General features: G+C 68.6%; 16 protein-coding genes. 8 read left to right on the forward strand and 8 right to left on the reverse strand.

The genetic code is table 11. The annotated features are described in order from the left end of the window. Positions 1-35 precede the first annotated feature (35 nt). From NHL60_RS13415 to NHL60_RS13430, 4 genes are all read right to left on the reverse strand, one after another. Complete coding sequence (locus NHL60_RS13415) at positions 36-1,028, reverse strand: L,D-transpeptidase family protein (RefSeq protein ID WP_253444245.1); 993 nt, start codon at positions 1,026-1,028, stop codon at positions 36-38. 195 nt (positions 1,029-1,223) lie between these two features. Beyond that, positions 1,224-2,018 (reverse strand): prolipoprotein diacylglyceryl transferase, encoded by a 795-nt coding sequence (lgt, locus tag NHL60_RS13420; RefSeq protein WP_253444248.1) that lies wholly within the window; start codon positions 2,016-2,018, stop codon positions 1,224-1,226. Between the two features lie 68 nt (positions 2,019-2,086). Further along, the gene (locus tag NHL60_RS13425) at positions 2,087-3,736 is read right to left on the reverse strand and encodes a multicopper oxidase family protein (RefSeq protein WP_253444251.1); all 1,650 of its coding nucleotides are present in this window, start codon (positions 3,734-3,736) and stop codon (positions 2,087-2,089) included. Between the two features lie 71 nt (positions 3,737-3,807). Next, positions 3,808-4,161 carry a hypothetical protein gene (locus NHL60_RS13430; protein WP_253444253.1) on the reverse strand — a complete coding sequence of 118 codons (354 nt, stop codon included), beginning with the start codon at positions 4,159-4,161 and terminating at the stop codon, positions 3,808-3,810. A 180-nt stretch (positions 4,162-4,341) separates the two neighbouring features. On the opposite strand from NHL60_RS13430, the gene NHL60_RS13435 reads away from it, so the two are divergent. From NHL60_RS13435 to NHL60_RS13470, 8 genes are all read left to right on the forward strand, one after another. Further along, positions 4,342-4,773, forward strand: coding sequence for a hypothetical protein (locus tag NHL60_RS13435; protein WP_253444256.1), 432 nt, complete (start codon positions 4,342-4,344; stop codon positions 4,771-4,773). Positions 4,774-4,896: 123 nt separating this feature from the next. Next, positions 4,897-5,499: a Spy/CpxP family protein refolding chaperone gene (locus NHL60_RS13440; RefSeq protein ID WP_253444259.1), complete on the forward strand. Its 603-nt coding sequence runs from the start codon at positions 4,897-4,899 to the stop codon at positions 5,497-5,499. Between the two features lie 80 nt (positions 5,500-5,579). Beyond that, positions 5,580-8,309 (forward strand): heavy metal translocating P-type ATPase, encoded by a 2,730-nt coding sequence (locus NHL60_RS13445; protein WP_253444261.1) that lies wholly within the window; start codon positions 5,580-5,582, stop codon positions 8,307-8,309. After that, positions 8,306-8,485, forward strand: coding sequence for a hypothetical protein (locus tag NHL60_RS13450; RefSeq protein ID WP_253444264.1), 180 nt, complete (start codon positions 8,306-8,308; stop codon positions 8,483-8,485). The genes NHL60_RS13445 and NHL60_RS13450 overlap by 4 nt, the downstream gene beginning before the upstream one ends. Positions 8,486-8,592: 107 nt before the next feature. Continuing rightward, positions 8,593-8,910, forward strand: a complete 318-nt coding sequence (locus NHL60_RS13455) for a hypothetical protein (protein WP_253444268.1) — start codon at positions 8,593-8,595, stop codon at positions 8,908-8,910. Between the two features lie 87 nt (positions 8,911-8,997). Then, on the forward strand, positions 8,998-10,104 hold the full coding sequence (locus tag NHL60_RS13460; RefSeq protein WP_253444271.1) for a YncE family protein: 1,107 nt from the start codon (positions 8,998-9,000) through the stop codon (positions 10,102-10,104). A gap of 14 nt (positions 10,105-10,118) precedes the next feature. Next, on the forward strand, positions 10,119-10,271 hold the full coding sequence (locus NHL60_RS13465) for a hypothetical protein (protein ID WP_253444274.1): 153 nt from the start codon (positions 10,119-10,121) through the stop codon (positions 10,269-10,271). Beyond that, positions 10,268-10,708: a DUF411 domain-containing protein gene (locus NHL60_RS13470; RefSeq protein WP_253444276.1), complete on the forward strand. Its 441-nt coding sequence runs from the start codon at positions 10,268-10,270 to the stop codon at positions 10,706-10,708. Before NHL60_RS13465 ends, NHL60_RS13470 begins: the two co-directional genes overlap by 4 nt. Positions 10,709-10,797: 89 nt before the next feature. On the opposite strand, the gene NHL60_RS13475 is transcribed toward NHL60_RS13470, so the two are convergent. From NHL60_RS13475 to NHL60_RS13490, 4 genes are all read right to left on the reverse strand, one after another. Then, complete coding sequence (locus tag NHL60_RS13475; protein ID WP_253444279.1) at positions 10,798-11,238, reverse strand: YtoQ family protein; 441 nt, start codon at positions 11,236-11,238, stop codon at positions 10,798-10,800. A 93-nt stretch (positions 11,239-11,331) separates the two neighbouring features. Next, positions 11,332-12,177, reverse strand: a complete 846-nt coding sequence (locus NHL60_RS13480; protein ID WP_253444282.1) for an MOSC domain-containing protein — start codon at positions 12,175-12,177, stop codon at positions 11,332-11,334. Positions 12,178-12,228: 51 nt separating this feature from the next. Further along, positions 12,229-12,573 (reverse strand): hypothetical protein, encoded by a 345-nt coding sequence (locus NHL60_RS13485; RefSeq protein WP_253444285.1) that lies wholly within the window; start codon positions 12,571-12,573, stop codon positions 12,229-12,231. A 61-nt stretch (positions 12,574-12,634) separates the two neighbouring features. Beyond that, the gene (locus tag NHL60_RS13490) at positions 12,635-13,714 is read right to left on the reverse strand and encodes an NAD(P)-dependent alcohol dehydrogenase (protein WP_253444287.1); all 1,080 of its coding nucleotides are present in this window, start codon (positions 13,712-13,714) and stop codon (positions 12,635-12,637) included. Positions 13,715-13,806: the final 92 nt, after the last annotated feature.

Here is a 13,806-nt window from a genome sequence, read left to right on the forward strand (position 1 = left end):
GCCCGAGGGCGCCCGTTCCGTGAACCTGGCTCGCGTCAGTCGTCGCTGAGCGCCAGCTCCTCGAAGAGGCCGTTGAGCGCCGGCGCTTCCTCGGGCTCCGGCGCGGGCGGCGGCTCGAGGGCCACCACCTGCCCACTGGGCTCGTCGAGCAGACGACGCAGCTGCTCGTAGTCGAAGGCCACGCCGTTGGCGTTGCCCGCGTTGAGGCGGGAGATGGTGTCGATGAGCGCCGACATGCCGTGCTCCTGCTCCTCCAGGGGCTCGAAGACCTGCACCAGCGGCTGGCCCTCCTGCCAGCCCACCTTGATGGGCTGGTCGATGATATTCACCCGGGTGCCCACCGGCACGTTATGGAAGACCGACTCGACGTCCTCGGGGAACATACGGATACAGCCGCGGCTGGCGCGCATGCCGATACCGTCGGGATCATTGGTGCCATGAATCAGATAGCCCGGGATATCGAGCAGGATGGCGTGACGCCCCAGGGGATTATCCGGACCCGGCGGCACCACGGCCGGCGGCGGGTCGCCGCGCTCGGCGGCCTCCTCACGGATGGAGCGCGGCGGATACCAGGCCGGGTCTTCCAGCCGCATGGTGGTCTTGGTGACCCCCAGTGGGGTGTCGTACCCTTCGCGACCGATGCCGATCGGGTAGGTCTCGACCCGCGGCGTCTCGCCATTGCGCGCCTCGGGGAAATAGTAGAGACGCAGCTCGGCGATATTGATCACCACCCCGGTACGCTCCGCCTCGGGCAGGATGAACTGCCCCGGAATCTTCACCTCGGTCCCCTCGCCGGGAATCCAGATACTGACGTCCGGATTGGCACGCACGATCTCCTCGTAGCCCAGGTTATGGCGGCGCGCGATGTCGATCAGGGTGTCCTCGTGATCGTCCACGGTCACGGTGTAGGACTCGCCGATCACGTTGCCCTCCTCGGGCAGCGGGTAGTGGCCGCGAGGCCACTCGCGTTCTTCCTCGGCCTGAACGGCACCGCTCAACGCCAGCATGCCGGCAAGCAGCCCGCTCATAGCAAGGGCCGACCACGTTCGGGGCTCGCCCCGCCGGCCCGGCTGGTATCTCGATATTGCCATCTATATCACCTCGTCAAGGCATCCGCGGCTGCAAGGCCTCGGGATCATTATCGTGTCCGTAGTGTAATGGGGAGCACCCCGGTCATAAGCAGCAAGAGTGTTGAGATTTGTCACTGGAGTGCCTGATGTCTCTCATCGGGAAGCGGCTTCCACCGCCGGCTGACGCCGCGACCAGCCGATCAGCGCCGCGCCTGCCACCATCATCGGCAGGGTCAGCGCCATGCCCATGGTCACCCAGCCGAAGGCGATGAAACCGATATGCGGATCGGGCAGGCGCACGAACTCAACGGCGAAGCGGAAGACACCATAGAGCAGCAGGAAGAGCCCGGAGATCAGCCCGGTGCGGCGCGGCTCGCGGGAGAGCCACCAGAGCACCGCGAACATCACCACCCCCTCCAGGGCGAACTCGTAGAGCGCCGTGGGGTGGCGCGGCTCAGGCCCCATATGCGGGAAGGGCATCGCCCAGGGCAGCTCACTGACCCGGCCCGGAAGCTCGTGATTGATGAAGTTGCCGATCCGCCCCGCCCCCAGGCCGATCGGCACCAGCGGCGCGATGAAGTCGGTCAGCGACAGGAAGCCGATCCGCTTCTTGCGCGCGAACAGCCAGGCCGCCACCAGCACCCCGATCAGGCCGCCGTGGAAGCTCATGCCCCCCTCCCAGAGTCGCAGCAGCCACAGCGGGTCGGCGAGCCACTGCTCGCTGCCGTAGAAGAGCGCATAGCCCAGGCGGCCGCCGAGCACCACGCCAACGGCGCTGTAGAAGATCAGGTCGCCGATGTCGTCGTGGGTCAGGCCCAGGCGATGCGCGCGCAGACGCCCCAGCCACCAGGCGGCGACGAAGCCGACCACGTACATCAGGCCGTACCAGTGAATCGCGAACGGCCCGAGGCTGATGGCCACCGGATCGATATTGGGATATTGCAGCATCTCGTTCTCCTCTCTGGCGACCCCGGGGTGGCAAGGCCCCCCGGGGCGCCTCGGCAACAGGGGCGGCCTCAGCTCACGCGGATCGTCGCCATCATCCCCAGCTCCTCGTGCTCGATGATGTGGCAGTGGAACAGCCAGTCGCCGGGCTCGCGGAACACCATGCGAAGCTTCAGCCGCTGGTAGGGCGCCAGGTTGACGGTGTCCTTCCAGGCCAGCCAGGGCGCCTCGCGCCACTCGCCGTCGCCATCGCGGGTGGCGACCACCTGGAAGTGGGTGCCATGCACATGGAAGGGGTGGTCCATATGGGAGTTGTTGAAGACCTCCCACTCCTCCACCTCGCCGGCCCTGCCCTCGAAGAGGACCTCGTCCATGGCGAAGGCGCGGCCGTTGATCAGGAAATCTACCTCCGGGCGGGCGTCGCCAGCCTGGCCGGCCCCGTGACCGGCGCCAGGACCATGGGTGCCATGATGGCTGCCGCTGCCGCTGCCGCCGCCGTGGGCGGCATGGGGGTCACCGTGGCCTGCACCGTGACCTGCTCCATGGCCGGCATGGGGGTCACCGTGGCCCGCGCCGTGGTCGTCATGGCCCGGCATCACCTCGGTCAGCTCCACCCGACGCTGCACCGCCGGCTCGCCCAGGGGCTCGACGCGCCCCAGCCGCTCGGGCAGTGCGACGGCGGGGTGTACGCCCGAATTGAGAGTATGGATCGCCAGCAGCGGCGCGACCTGTTCCAGGTGGGGTGGCCTCTCGCCCATCCAGCCGCGCTCGTAGGGATGGCTGGCCAGCTGGAAGCGCCCCTCGGCCTGCTCGCTCACCCGCACCAGCAGGTCGGCGCGCTCGCCCGGGGTGAGCAGCAGCTCCTCCAGCGGCTGCGGCCGCTCGATCAGGCCGCCATCGGTACCGATCAGGGTGAGTTCGTGCTGGTCCAGGCGCAGACGCAGGTAGCGCCCGGCGCAGGCATTGATCAGCCGCAGGCGCAGGGTGGTGCCCGGCGCCACGTCCAGGCGCGGCTCGCGCTGGCCGTTGACCAGCAGCAGCTCCCCCTCGCGGCCGTTCATCCAGTCCTCGGCGGTATGCGGCGCCACCTCACCGTTCGCCATCAGGCGCAGGTCGCTGACCACCAGCAGGTGCTCCTCCACCTCCAGGGGCAGCAGATCCTGGGGCGGGCGCACCAGCAGCGCCCCCGCCAGGCCGTGGGCCACCTGACGGGCGGTGCCCTCGTGGGGATGGGGATGGAACCAGTGCAGGCCCGCGCTGCCGGCGGGGAAGGTATAGCGGTACTGGCGGGACTCGCCCGGCGCCACCGCGTCCCAGGGGGCACCATCCTGGGCCTGGGGCACCGGCACGCCGTGCCAGTGCAGGGTGGTCTCCTGCTCCAGCTCGTTGATCAGGGTGATGTCCAGCTCATCCCCCTCGCGCACCTCGATCAGCGGCGCCACCTTGCCGTTGTAGAGCCACAGCCGGGCCTCGAACTCGTCGCCGAGCGACACCGCATGGGGGGCCGGCGTCAGCGCGCTGCGAAAGCGACCGGCCGTCTCGCTCAGGTTGGCAATGCGCGGCAGGGGCTGGAGGGGCTGCCCGCCCGGCGGCGTCGGAGCGAGCCCGGAGGGCGGCGCGGAGTGGGGATGTTGGCGAGAGAAGGCATAGCCCATGGTGCCGGCCGTGGACAGCAGCAGGGCGCCCAGCGCCGAGTAGCCCAGAAATTCGCGACGTTTCATCAAGTGATCCTCGTGACATGAACACGCTCACCGCGGGGCAGTCGCCCACGGTGCATCAGGGAAGCGGAGGTTCAATGACGAGGAGGACGCTCGAAGGGGTCGGGAGGGCCCGCAGGATGGCCCAGGCCGGGCCCGGACAGGGGATGCGGGGATGCCACCGCCTCGATGATCAGCCGGGCCATGCTGGCACCGCACTGGGCACAGGGGATGCAGCAGGGAGAGGCCAGGGAGGCATCCGGCTCGCTGGGGTCGGCGGTTGCCGAGAGGTCCCAGGCCGCCGCCCCCTGCATGGCCGAATGCTCCATGAGCTGACTCTCCAGGCAGGCGGCATCCCCATGGTGACCGCCCGCGGCAACGGGCGGCGCCATGGCCAGCACCAGGGCCATCAGCAGGCTGAGAAGCCAGTGGGAGGAGAGTCGACGCATGTAGGGATAAACGGCCTTGTGAGCCAATGGAGGCGCGAGTATTTCACGGCCTCGAGGCCCCCGCAACCTGGGCCCTGCCCACAGGTTTACCATCGGAGATTCTTTGACGTGAATCAATGGACAGCTGGCGCTGCTGGACTAGGGTAAGGGCTACACGACACCGACAAGCGAGACACCGTCATGCAGCCTCAGGCGCCCGGGCAGAGCGCAGCATCCCGCCAGGGAGGACTCCCCCTCTGGCTCGGTGCCGTGCTCATCCTGGCGCTGGTGCTGGTCGCCCTGATGGCCAGGGCCCAGACGGCGGAGCCTGCCCATCAGGGCGACCCACCGGTGCCGGGCCTCGAGCTCGCCTTCGGCGAGGCCGCGTCGGAGGCCTGGCTCAGCACAGCGCCCGACTTGCCCCACTGCCACCATGACCACGCCTGGCGCCCCGCCTCGGGCGTGCTGCCCCGCAGCGAGTCGCCGGATGCCACTCCCGACCCGTCGGCCCTGATCGCCTCCGTCGCCGGGCCATCCGTGCACCTCACCTCGGCACTTGGCCACCCCCTTCCTGGGCCCGCCTCTCCCCACACCGTTCCCCTCTACCTGCTGACACAGCGCTTCCGGTCCTGAGTCCTGGCTGGTTTCCCTGACACCCAGTCGTAGTCGCACGGCATTGACCTCTGTGCCGCACATAGCCGGAATACTGTGAGCATTGGCCCTCGACGGGACCAATCAGCAGCAAGGAGAACGATCATGAAACTTCGCAAGCAGACTCTCGCCCTCGGGCTCGCGCTGGCCATCGGTGCCAGTGGTTCTGGGATCGCCCTCGCCCAGGGCATGCCGGACTCTCGACCCGGTCAGGGAAGCGGCATGATGGGAGGAATGATGGGCGGTGGCGGCCAGGGCGGCATGGGCCCCGGCATGATGGGGGGCATGATGGGCGGCGGCGGCCAGGGCGGCATGGGCCCCGGCATGATGGGAGGCATGATGGGCGGCGGCATGATGCCCTGCCCGATGATGGGCGAGGGCATGGGCATGATGTCGATGCTCGACTCCGATCAGCGCAGCCAGATGCGCGAACTGATGCAGGAGCACCGCCCGGCCCAGTTCGAGCGCAAGGGGCGCCTGATGAACCTGCGCGACGACCTGATGGCCGAGATGCACGGCGAACGTCCGGACCCTGAGCAGGTGCAAGAACTCCACGGCCGCATGGCCGAGTTGCACGGCGAGATGATGGCCGAGATGGTGCGCATGCGTAACGCCATGCACGACCTCATGACCGATGAGCAGCGCGAGCAGCTCCGCCAGGCGGCGCCCGCCGACGTGGATCCCGAGGACCACGATGCCCATCACTGATCGGCGGAGTCACTGAGTACGCAACATCAAGGACGGCCAACCCTGGCCGTCCACTAGGCGACAGCTGCAGGAGGCACGTGATGAGTGACACCAGGTCCAGAACGATCACCCTGACGGTACCCGGCATGGGCAGCGATCACTGCGCCGGCATCGTGCGCAAGACCCTCGAGCGCCTCGATGGCGTGAGCGAGATCCAGACCAATATCGCCAACCATCATGTCAGCGTGACGGTCGAGGAAGGCGGACCCGACGGCAACACCCTGAAGGGAGCCGTCGAGGGTGCCGGCTATGACGTGGCCGCCGTCAGCGGTGGTGGCCAGCAGCAGATTCGCCTGACGGTGCCCGGCATGGGCTCGGACCACTGCGCCGGCATCGTGCGCAAGACGCTCGAACGCCTCGATGGCGTGGGCGAGATCCAGACCAATATCGCCAACCACCATGTCAGCGTGACCATCGAAGCAGGCGGGCCCGACGGCGACACCTTGAAGGAAGCCGTCGAAGGCGCCGGCTATGACGTGGCCGCCGTCAGTGGTGGTACCGGCATGCAACAGGTCCGCCTGACCGTTCCCGGCATGGGCTCGGACCACTGCGCCGGCATCATCCGCAGTACCCTGGAGCGGCTCGAGGGTATCGAATCAATCGACACCAATATCGCCAGCCATCGCGTCTCTGTGAGTATTGCCGCCGATGGCCCCGATGGCGATGCGCTCAAGCGCGCCGTGGAAGGGGCCGGCTATGAGGTGGCCGCCGTGCAGGCCGACGAGGCGGAGGATGCCGACAGCGACGCCGAGATCGAGGAGGCCTACCTCGCCCAGGCGCGCAAGCGCCTGATCATCGCCGGCATACCCGCCACCCTGATCATGCTGTTGATGATGCCGCACATGTTCTGGCAGCCGATCCCGGGCTACCTGGCCATCGTCGCCCTGCTGGCCTTCCCGGTGATCTTTCTCTACGGCGGCGCCGCCACGCACCGCTCGAGCTGGCGCTCGCTGAAGAACGGCACCTTCAACATGGACGTGCTGATCTCCATGGGCAGCCTGCCGCCCTACCTGATCGGCCTGGTCGGCTTCATTACCCCCATGACCTCGTTCATCGAGATGGGCGCCACCATCATGACCTTCCACCTGCTGGGGCGTTACCTGGAGGCCCTGGCCAAGGGGCGCGCCTCCCAGGCCATTCGCCGCCTGCTGACCCTGGGCGCCAAGACGGCCCGGGTGGAGCGCAACGGTGAGGAGGTCGAGGTGCCGGTCAAGGAGCTGGCGCCCGGCGACATCATGATCGTGCGCCCCGGCGACAAGGTCCCCACCGACGGCGAGGTGGTCGAGGGCGAGAGCCACCTCGACGAGTCCATCGCCACCGGCGAATCGATCCCGGTCTACAAGAGCCCCGGCGACAGCGTGATCGGCGCCACCATCAACAAGGAGGGGCGCCTGCGGGTCAAGGCGACCCGGGTCGGCGGCGACACCTTCCTCGCCCAGGTGGTGCGCCTGATCGACCAGGCCCAGGGCTCCCGGGTGCCGATCCAGGAGTTCGCCGACCGCATGACCGGCCGCTTCGTGCCGGCGGTGATCCTGATCGCCCTGGCCAGCCTGGTGGTGTGGCTGCTCATTCCGGACGCCCTGCGCCCGATCCTCGACTGGGGCGCGACCTTCCTGCCCTGGGTCAACCCCGAGGCCGCCACCCCGGTGCTGGCGATCCTGGCCGCCGTGGCGGTGCTGGTCATCGCCTGCCCCTGCGCGCTGGGCCTGGCAACGCCCACGGCGCTGATGGTGGGCTCCGGCATCGGTGCCGAGCGCGGCATCCTGATCCGCTCCGGCGAGGCGATCCAGACCTTCAAGGACGTCAAGGTGATGGTGCTGGACAAGACCGGCACCATCACCCGCGGCGAACCGACGCTGACCGAGGTGGTGGCCGCCGAGGGCGTCGAGGAGTCGCGCCTGCTGACCCTGGCGGCGAGCGTGGAGAACGCCTCGGAGCACCCCATCGCCCGGGCCATTGTCGAGGGCGCCCGGACCCGCGGCGTCGAGCCCGGCGAGGTCAGCGAGTTCCGCTCCACCGGTGCCCGCGGCGTCGCGGGCCGGGTGGGCGACGCGAGCGTGCTGATCGGCAATCGCCGGCTGCTCGAGGAGGAAGGCGTGGCCGGCCTCGAGGCCCTGGATGACGCCATGGGCAAGCTCGAAGCGAAGGGGCGCACCGTGGTGATCGTGGCCGCCGACGGCCAGGCCCTGGGCCTGGTGGCCGTGGCCGATACCCTCAAGGAGGAGTCGGTCGAGGCCATCCGCGGCATGCATGCGCTGGGCCTGCACGTGGTGATGATCACCGGCGACAACGAGCGTGCCGCCCGGGCCGTGGCCGAGGAGGTCGGCATCGATGAGGTCCAGGCCGGGGTGCTGCCGGAGGGCAAGGTCGACGCCATTCGCGCCCTGCAGGCGAAGCACGGCAACCACGTGGCCATGGTGGGGGACGGCATCAACGACGCCGCGGCGCTGAAGCAGGCCAACGTGGGCATCGCCATCGGCGCCGGGGCGGACGTGGCCATCGAGGCCGCCGACGTGACCCTGGTGCGCGGCGAGCTGACCGGGGTGGTGGAGGCCATGCACCTCTCGCGCGCCACCTTCGGCAAGATCGTTCAAAACCTGATCTGGGCCAGTGCCTACAACGTGGCCGCCATTCCCATCGCCGCCGTGGGCCTGCTGCACCCGATGATCGGCGTGATCGCCATGACCGCCAGCTCGCTCTCGGTGATCGGCAACTCGCTGCTGCTCAAGCGGGGCTTCACCCGCGCCAACCCGCAAGGAGAGAAGACATGAACCGCCTGCACCACGCAATGATGACCGCCTGCCTGGTGCTGATGGGGGTGGCCATGCTGATCGTGCTGTGGCGCGGCAACCCCTTCGGCACCGGCACCTGGCTGCTGCTGCCGATGGGGCTCTGTCTCGGCCTGCACCTGTTCATGCACCGCCACAGCCACCGAAACGATGAATGACCCGCGTCCTCGTTCCCGCTTCGCGATTCGCCCGGGAAGTTGCCTTGGATCAATGCAGCTCGAGCCACCAAGAGGCAAGCTGAAGGCCTGACTCAAGGGAGTTCCTCATGCACCGGCTCATTCGGACATCAGCAACACAGCGCACAGGAGGCCGCCTGCTGGCACTGCTCCTCGCGCTGCTGCTGGCGGTGACCGCGCTGTCGAGCCATGGCGCCATGGAGAGCCACCAGGCCGATTGCGGCCTCGTCGCGCAGGTACAGCTGCTCGACGCTGATACCCCGGACGAGCACCGCTGCGCCAGCTGCGCCGCGCTGCCGCCCTCCATCGACCTGGCCACGGCTGCCCCTCACTTCCCGGCCCTCGCCCCGGCGCTGGCCGTGATCACCCACCGCCCCCTGCCCCCGCGGCGCCCTCCCAGAGCCTGATCGAACGAAGACGGCCCGGCCGTCGGACCGCGACACCGTTCGCTGCGACACCGCTCGCATTATGGTTACGTTCCTCAGGAGTACATCATGTCTATCCGTTTTTCATCGGCCGCAACGGCGCGCCAGGCATTCCTGCCTTCCTCATTGACGCTCACCGGCAACCACCGGCTCCTCGGCTGGCTCATGGCCGCCGGGCTAGCCCTCTCCACTATGCCGACACTCGCCGACGCGGTACCGGCGGGCACGGTGGTTACCGCCAACGAGCGTGGTGCCTCTCTCACCCACATCAACCTATCGAGCGGCGGGACCAGCACCCACGCCATGGCCATCGCGCCCCACAACGTTCAGATCAGCGATTCCGGCCGCTACCTGATGGCCGTGGGGGAGCCGGCAGCCGACGACCACGGCCATGGCCATGACGGCGGCCATGCCCACGGTGATGCCCCCGGCAAGCTCAAGCTCTACCCCTCCCATGACCCGAGCGGCGCTCCCCTGGCCAGCATCGACGTGGGCAGCCACCCGGCCCATGTGGTCAGTGACCGGGAAGGCCGATTCGCCTTCGTCACCAATGCGGGGGACAACAGCGTCTCGGTCGTGGACCTGGAGGCAAAGGAGAGCGTGGCGACCATCGCCACCGGTGAGTATCCCCACGGACTGCGTCTGAGTCCCGATGGCCAGGAGCTCTATGTGGCCAACGTCCTGGATGGCAGCGTATCAATCATCGATGTCGAAGCGCGGGAAGAGGTCGCTCGCCTGCCGGTCGGCCAGGCTCCCGTGCAAGTGGGCTTCACCCCGGATGGCACCCGGGTCTTCGTCTCATTACGGGACGAGAACCGCGTGGCCGTCATCGACACCAACCGCCGCGAGGTCGTCGAGCGCATCGAGGTGGGCCGGCTGCCGATCCAGGTACACGCCACCCCGGATGGACGCTACATGCTGGTGGCCAATGAGGGCACTGAGGACGAGCCCGATAACCGGGTCTCGGTCATCGCTCTCGACAGCCTGGCGGTGGTGGCCACCCATGAGGTCGGTGCCGGTGCCCACGGTGTTAGCGTCGATGATTCCGGGCGCTTCGCCTTCGTGACCAGCCTCTATGACGACAGCCTGTCGGTCATCGACCTGGAGGCCGGGACCGTGATCAGCCGCTATGACACCGGCCAGGGTCCCAACGGCGTGACCTGGGTAAACCACTGAGAGGAGACAGGACCATGATGACGCAATGTGCCGCTCTGATGGGCCCCCTGGGCTGGGTCATGCCCCTCGCCATGATGCTGCTGCTCGGCCTCGGCATCGCCGCCCTCGCCAAGTACCTGTTCACCTCCCGCCCCACGTCCCGCGACCTTCCGGAGGCCCGCCCATGAATCGCTTCGGCTCCACTCTGCTGCTCTCCGCCGCCCTGCTGCTGGGCGCCGGCACCGCCCACGCCGCCCTGCCCGACAAGGCGACCATGTTCAAGAACCCGGAATGCGGCTGCTGCGACGAGTACGCCCGCCAGCTCGAGGCCCGCGGGGTCGAGGTGAAGATCGTCGACGATATCGAGGTGGGCAAGATCAAGCAGCGCGTCGGCTTGCCCTATGGCCTCGGGTCCTGCCACACCATTCAGATGGGGGGTTACGCCATCGAGGGTCACGTGCCCTTCGAGGCGGTGGAGAAACTCTTCGAGGAACGCCCGGACACCCGCGGCATCGGCCTGGCCGGCATGCCCATCGGCACCCCCGGCATGCCCGGCCCCAGGCAGGGTGACTGGGACGTCTACCAGTTCCGCGACGGCGAGGCCTCGCCCTTCATGACCCTCTGACCCGGGGACACACCCGCGACATGACGCCGCCCCGGGCCTTGGCCCGGGGCGGCGTTGTCTTCGTGCGCTTCGCGGAGGAGCGCCTGCGATCAGGCCTTGAGCACGTAGCGCAGGATCTCCACCACCTGGTCGGTGGTGGTGCACCAGGCCTGGGCCTCGGCGTCGACCTCCTTGAGGGGGTGGACGATCTCCGCGGCGTGGAGCGTCACGTAGGGCTTGCCCAGAGCCGCGCAGTAGCCGGCATCGAAGGCCGCGTTCCACTGCTTGTACTGGTCGCCGAAGCGCACCACCACGAGGTCGCTCTGCTCGATCAGGGTGCGGGTGCGGATGGCGTTGACCTTGGAGGACTGGTGGTCGCGCCAGAACTGGCTGGGCGTCTCGCCCAGGTGGTCGCCGGCGGCATCGCTGGCGGCGTGGTCGGTCACCGGGGCGGTGAAGACCACATCCAGCCCGGCGGCCTCGGCGCCGCGCTGGATCTCCTCGCGCCAGTTGGTGTGGATCTCGCCGGACAGATAGACATGAAAGCTCATGGCAGGCTCCTGGTGGGGGATGGACGAATCGGACCCGCCATCATAGCCCAGGGCGATTTTAATGAAAAATCGTTCCAGGAATGCAGGGGCCGGTCAGGCGGGGCTCGCCGCCACCACATCGCCCACGCTGAGCGTCTCGCCCTCTCCCGCCAGCAGGATGGCGTTCTGGCCGAAGTAGCCGCCGGGGGCGAGGCGTGGGTTCATCTCCACCAGGGTACGCAGCGGCTCGCCGGGCACCGGTATCTCGCCGCTCTGCTGATCCACGGTGGTGATCTTGCAGCGCTGGCAGGGCTTGCGCAGCCCCAGCCGCCAGCGGCCGTCGGTGGGGCCGAGCGCTTGCCAGCCATCCTCGGCGAAGGGCTCGACACCCTCGATCACGATATTGGGGCGAAAGCGGCTCATGGGCACGGGCGCCACCCCCTTGGCGGCGAGCCGACGGTTGAGCTCGGCGAGCGATTCCGTGGAGGTCACCAGCAGCGGGTAGCCGTCGGCGAAGCCGGTGTGGGCCTGCTCGCCCGGGGCCAGGTAGTGCGGCTCCACCCGGCGACGGTGGTCGGGGGCGAATCGCACCAGGCGCAGGCGGCTGCCGCGCAGCTCCCCCAGCACCACCCCCAGCCAGTCGCGGGCCTCACCCCCTTCGTCCAGGGCGTCACAGCGATCCTCCCAGACGTAAACCGAAAGCCGCTCCTGCTGCCGGGCGGCAAGCGCCACGCGCAGCGGCTCGACCCCGGGGTGGGCAAGCACCAGGGCGTCGTGATCCAGGGAGACGCGAATGCACGCCATGGCCGGCAGCTGACGCTGGGTGACGAAGCGGCCGACATCGTCGACCACCATCCAGCGGCGATCCCAGGCCAGGCCCTCGGCGGTCAGGCGCGCGTCATCGAGGGCGATGCCGCCCAGCGACTTGACCGGATAGATGGCGAGCTGGGTGATCCTCACGGGAGGCTCCTCGGCTGGGGGCGGCCTGACACCTGGCCCGGGCGGGAGGCGCTACAGTCGCTGGGTCTCGATCACATGGCCGATGATCGGGTAGCCGGCCTTGCGGGCGGCCTTCTCGGCCTCGAGCTGCGCCTCGATCTTGGAGATGCTGGAGGAGACGTGCTCGAAGACGGTGTCCATCTCCAGCGGCTTGGTCCGCACCGCCAGCTTGACGCGGTGGCCGGTCCTGGGCGAACCGGCCGCCTTGCTGCGTGGCGCCCTGGCGGTGTCCTTCTCCTCCCTGGGCCACTCGGGAGGCGTGGTCGCTGCCTTGCGCCGGGTTTCCTGCGCGTTGTCCATGAAGGCATTGATCTCGCGGCGCATCTGCCGCTCGAACTCGCTGAGTTCCGTATCCATCGTGTCTCCGTCCACCTCAATCATCGCGCGATTGTACCAGAACTCGAGCCAGGACAAGGACTCACGACACCTCCAGGGCGATCTTGAGCACCCCGTCGCGCTGGTGGGAGAAGAGGTCATAGGCGTCGACGATCTTCTCCAGCGGGTAGCGGTGGGTGACCATCGGGCCGAGGTCCAGCCGGCCGCTGTCGATGATCTGCATCAGCCGGCGCATGCGCTCCTTGCCGCCGGGGCAGAGCGAGGTGACGATGCGGTGGTCACCGAGGCCCGCCGAGAAGGCGTCCAGCGGAATGGTCAGGCTCTCGGAGTAGACCCCCAGGCTCGACAGGGTGCCGCCAGGCTTGATCACCCGCAGCGCCTGCTCGAAGGTCTGCTGCAGCCCCAGCGCCTCGATGGAGGCATCCACGCCGCGGCCGCCGGTGAGCTTGAGAATCTCGGCGACCACGTCTACTTTCCGGAAGTTGAGGGTCACGTCGGCGCCCATCTTCCTGGCCATCTCAAGGCGCTCGTCGATGCCGTCCACGGCGATGATCAGCCCCGCGCCGCGCAGCCGGGCACCGGCGGTGGCGCACAGGCCGATGGGGCCCTGGGCGAACACCGCCACGCTGTCGCCGATCTTGATATTGGCGGACTCGGCGCCGGCGAAGCCGGTGGACATGATGTCCGGGCACATCAGCACCTGGTCATCGGTGAGGCCGTCGGGCACCGGCGAGAGGTTGGCCTGGGCGTCGGGCACCCGCAGGTACTCGGCCTGGGCGCCGTCGATGGTGTTGCCGAAGCGCCAGCCGCCCATGGGCTTGTAGCCGTGGGCGTGGTGGCCACCATCCTGGGCGCTGCAGCCGTCCTGGCAGGCGTAGGAGGTGAAGCTCGGGCAGATGGCCCCGGCGATCACCCGCTGGCCCTCCCGGTAGCCCTGGACGTTGGCGCCGAGCTTCTCGACCACCCCCACCGGCTCGTGGCCCACGATGAGCCCCTTTTCCACCGGGTACTCCCCCTTGAGGATATGCACGTCGGTGCCGCAGATGGTGGTGGTGGTGACCCGGATCAGGGCATCGTCGGGGCCGATGTCGGGGATCGGGCGGTCGTCGATCTCGATACGGCCGGGTTCGACGAAGACGGCGGCTTTCATCATGGCGGGCATGGCGGACTCCTGGCGGTGACGGAAGTGTGCCCTACAGCTATAGCAGGCGTTTGCCACCGCTGCCCTTGATGGGCGTCAACTTCATGTTGCAA

The sequence above is a fragment of the Halomonas sp. Y3 genome (assembly GCF_024137965.1).
Classification (GTDB): Bacteria; Pseudomonadota; Gammaproteobacteria; order Pseudomonadales; family Halomonadaceae; genus Halomonas; species Halomonas mongoliensis.

Excerpts from the sequence above, each read along its gene's own strand:
- NHL60_RS13415 (WP_253444245.1), bottom strand. The coding sequence starts at position 1,028 with ATGAGCGGGCTGCTTGCCGGCATGCTGGCGTTGAGCGGTGCCGTTCAG.
- lgt (WP_253444248.1), bottom strand. The coding sequence starts at position 2,018 with ATGCTGCAATATCCCAATATCGATCCGGTGGCCATCAGCCTCGGGCCG.
- NHL60_RS13425 (WP_253444251.1), bottom strand. The coding sequence starts at position 3,736 with ATGAAACGTCGCGAATTTCTGGGCTACTCGGCGCTGGGCGCCCTGCTG.
- NHL60_RS13430 (WP_253444253.1), bottom strand. The coding sequence starts at position 4,161 with ATGCGTCGACTCTCCTCCCACTGGCTTCTCAGCCTGCTGATGGCCCTG.
- NHL60_RS13435 (WP_253444256.1), top strand. The coding sequence starts at position 4,342 with ATGCAGCCTCAGGCGCCCGGGCAGAGCGCAGCATCCCGCCAGGGAGGA.
- NHL60_RS13440 (WP_253444259.1), top strand. The coding sequence starts at position 4,897 with ATGAAACTTCGCAAGCAGACTCTCGCCCTCGGGCTCGCGCTGGCCATC.
- NHL60_RS13445 (WP_253444261.1), top strand. The coding sequence starts at position 5,580 with ATGAGTGACACCAGGTCCAGAACGATCACCCTGACGGTACCCGGCATG.
- NHL60_RS13450 (WP_253444264.1), top strand. The coding sequence starts at position 8,306 with ATGAACCGCCTGCACCACGCAATGATGACCGCCTGCCTGGTGCTGATG.
- NHL60_RS13455 (WP_253444268.1), top strand. The coding sequence starts at position 8,593 with ATGCACCGGCTCATTCGGACATCAGCAACACAGCGCACAGGAGGCCGC.
- NHL60_RS13460 (WP_253444271.1), top strand. The coding sequence starts at position 8,998 with ATGTCTATCCGTTTTTCATCGGCCGCAACGGCGCGCCAGGCATTCCTG.
- NHL60_RS13465 (WP_253444274.1), top strand. The coding sequence starts at position 10,119 with ATGATGACGCAATGTGCCGCTCTGATGGGCCCCCTGGGCTGGGTCATG.
- NHL60_RS13470 (WP_253444276.1), top strand. The coding sequence starts at position 10,268 with ATGAATCGCTTCGGCTCCACTCTGCTGCTCTCCGCCGCCCTGCTGCTG.
- NHL60_RS13475 (WP_253444279.1), bottom strand. The coding sequence starts at position 11,238 with ATGAGCTTTCATGTCTATCTGTCCGGCGAGATCCACACCAACTGGCGC.
- NHL60_RS13485 (WP_253444285.1), bottom strand. The coding sequence starts at position 12,573 with ATGGATACGGAACTCAGCGAGTTCGAGCGGCAGATGCGCCGCGAGATC.
- NHL60_RS13490 (WP_253444287.1), bottom strand. The coding sequence starts at position 13,714 with ATGCCCGCCATGATGAAAGCCGCCGTCTTCGTCGAACCCGGCCGTATC.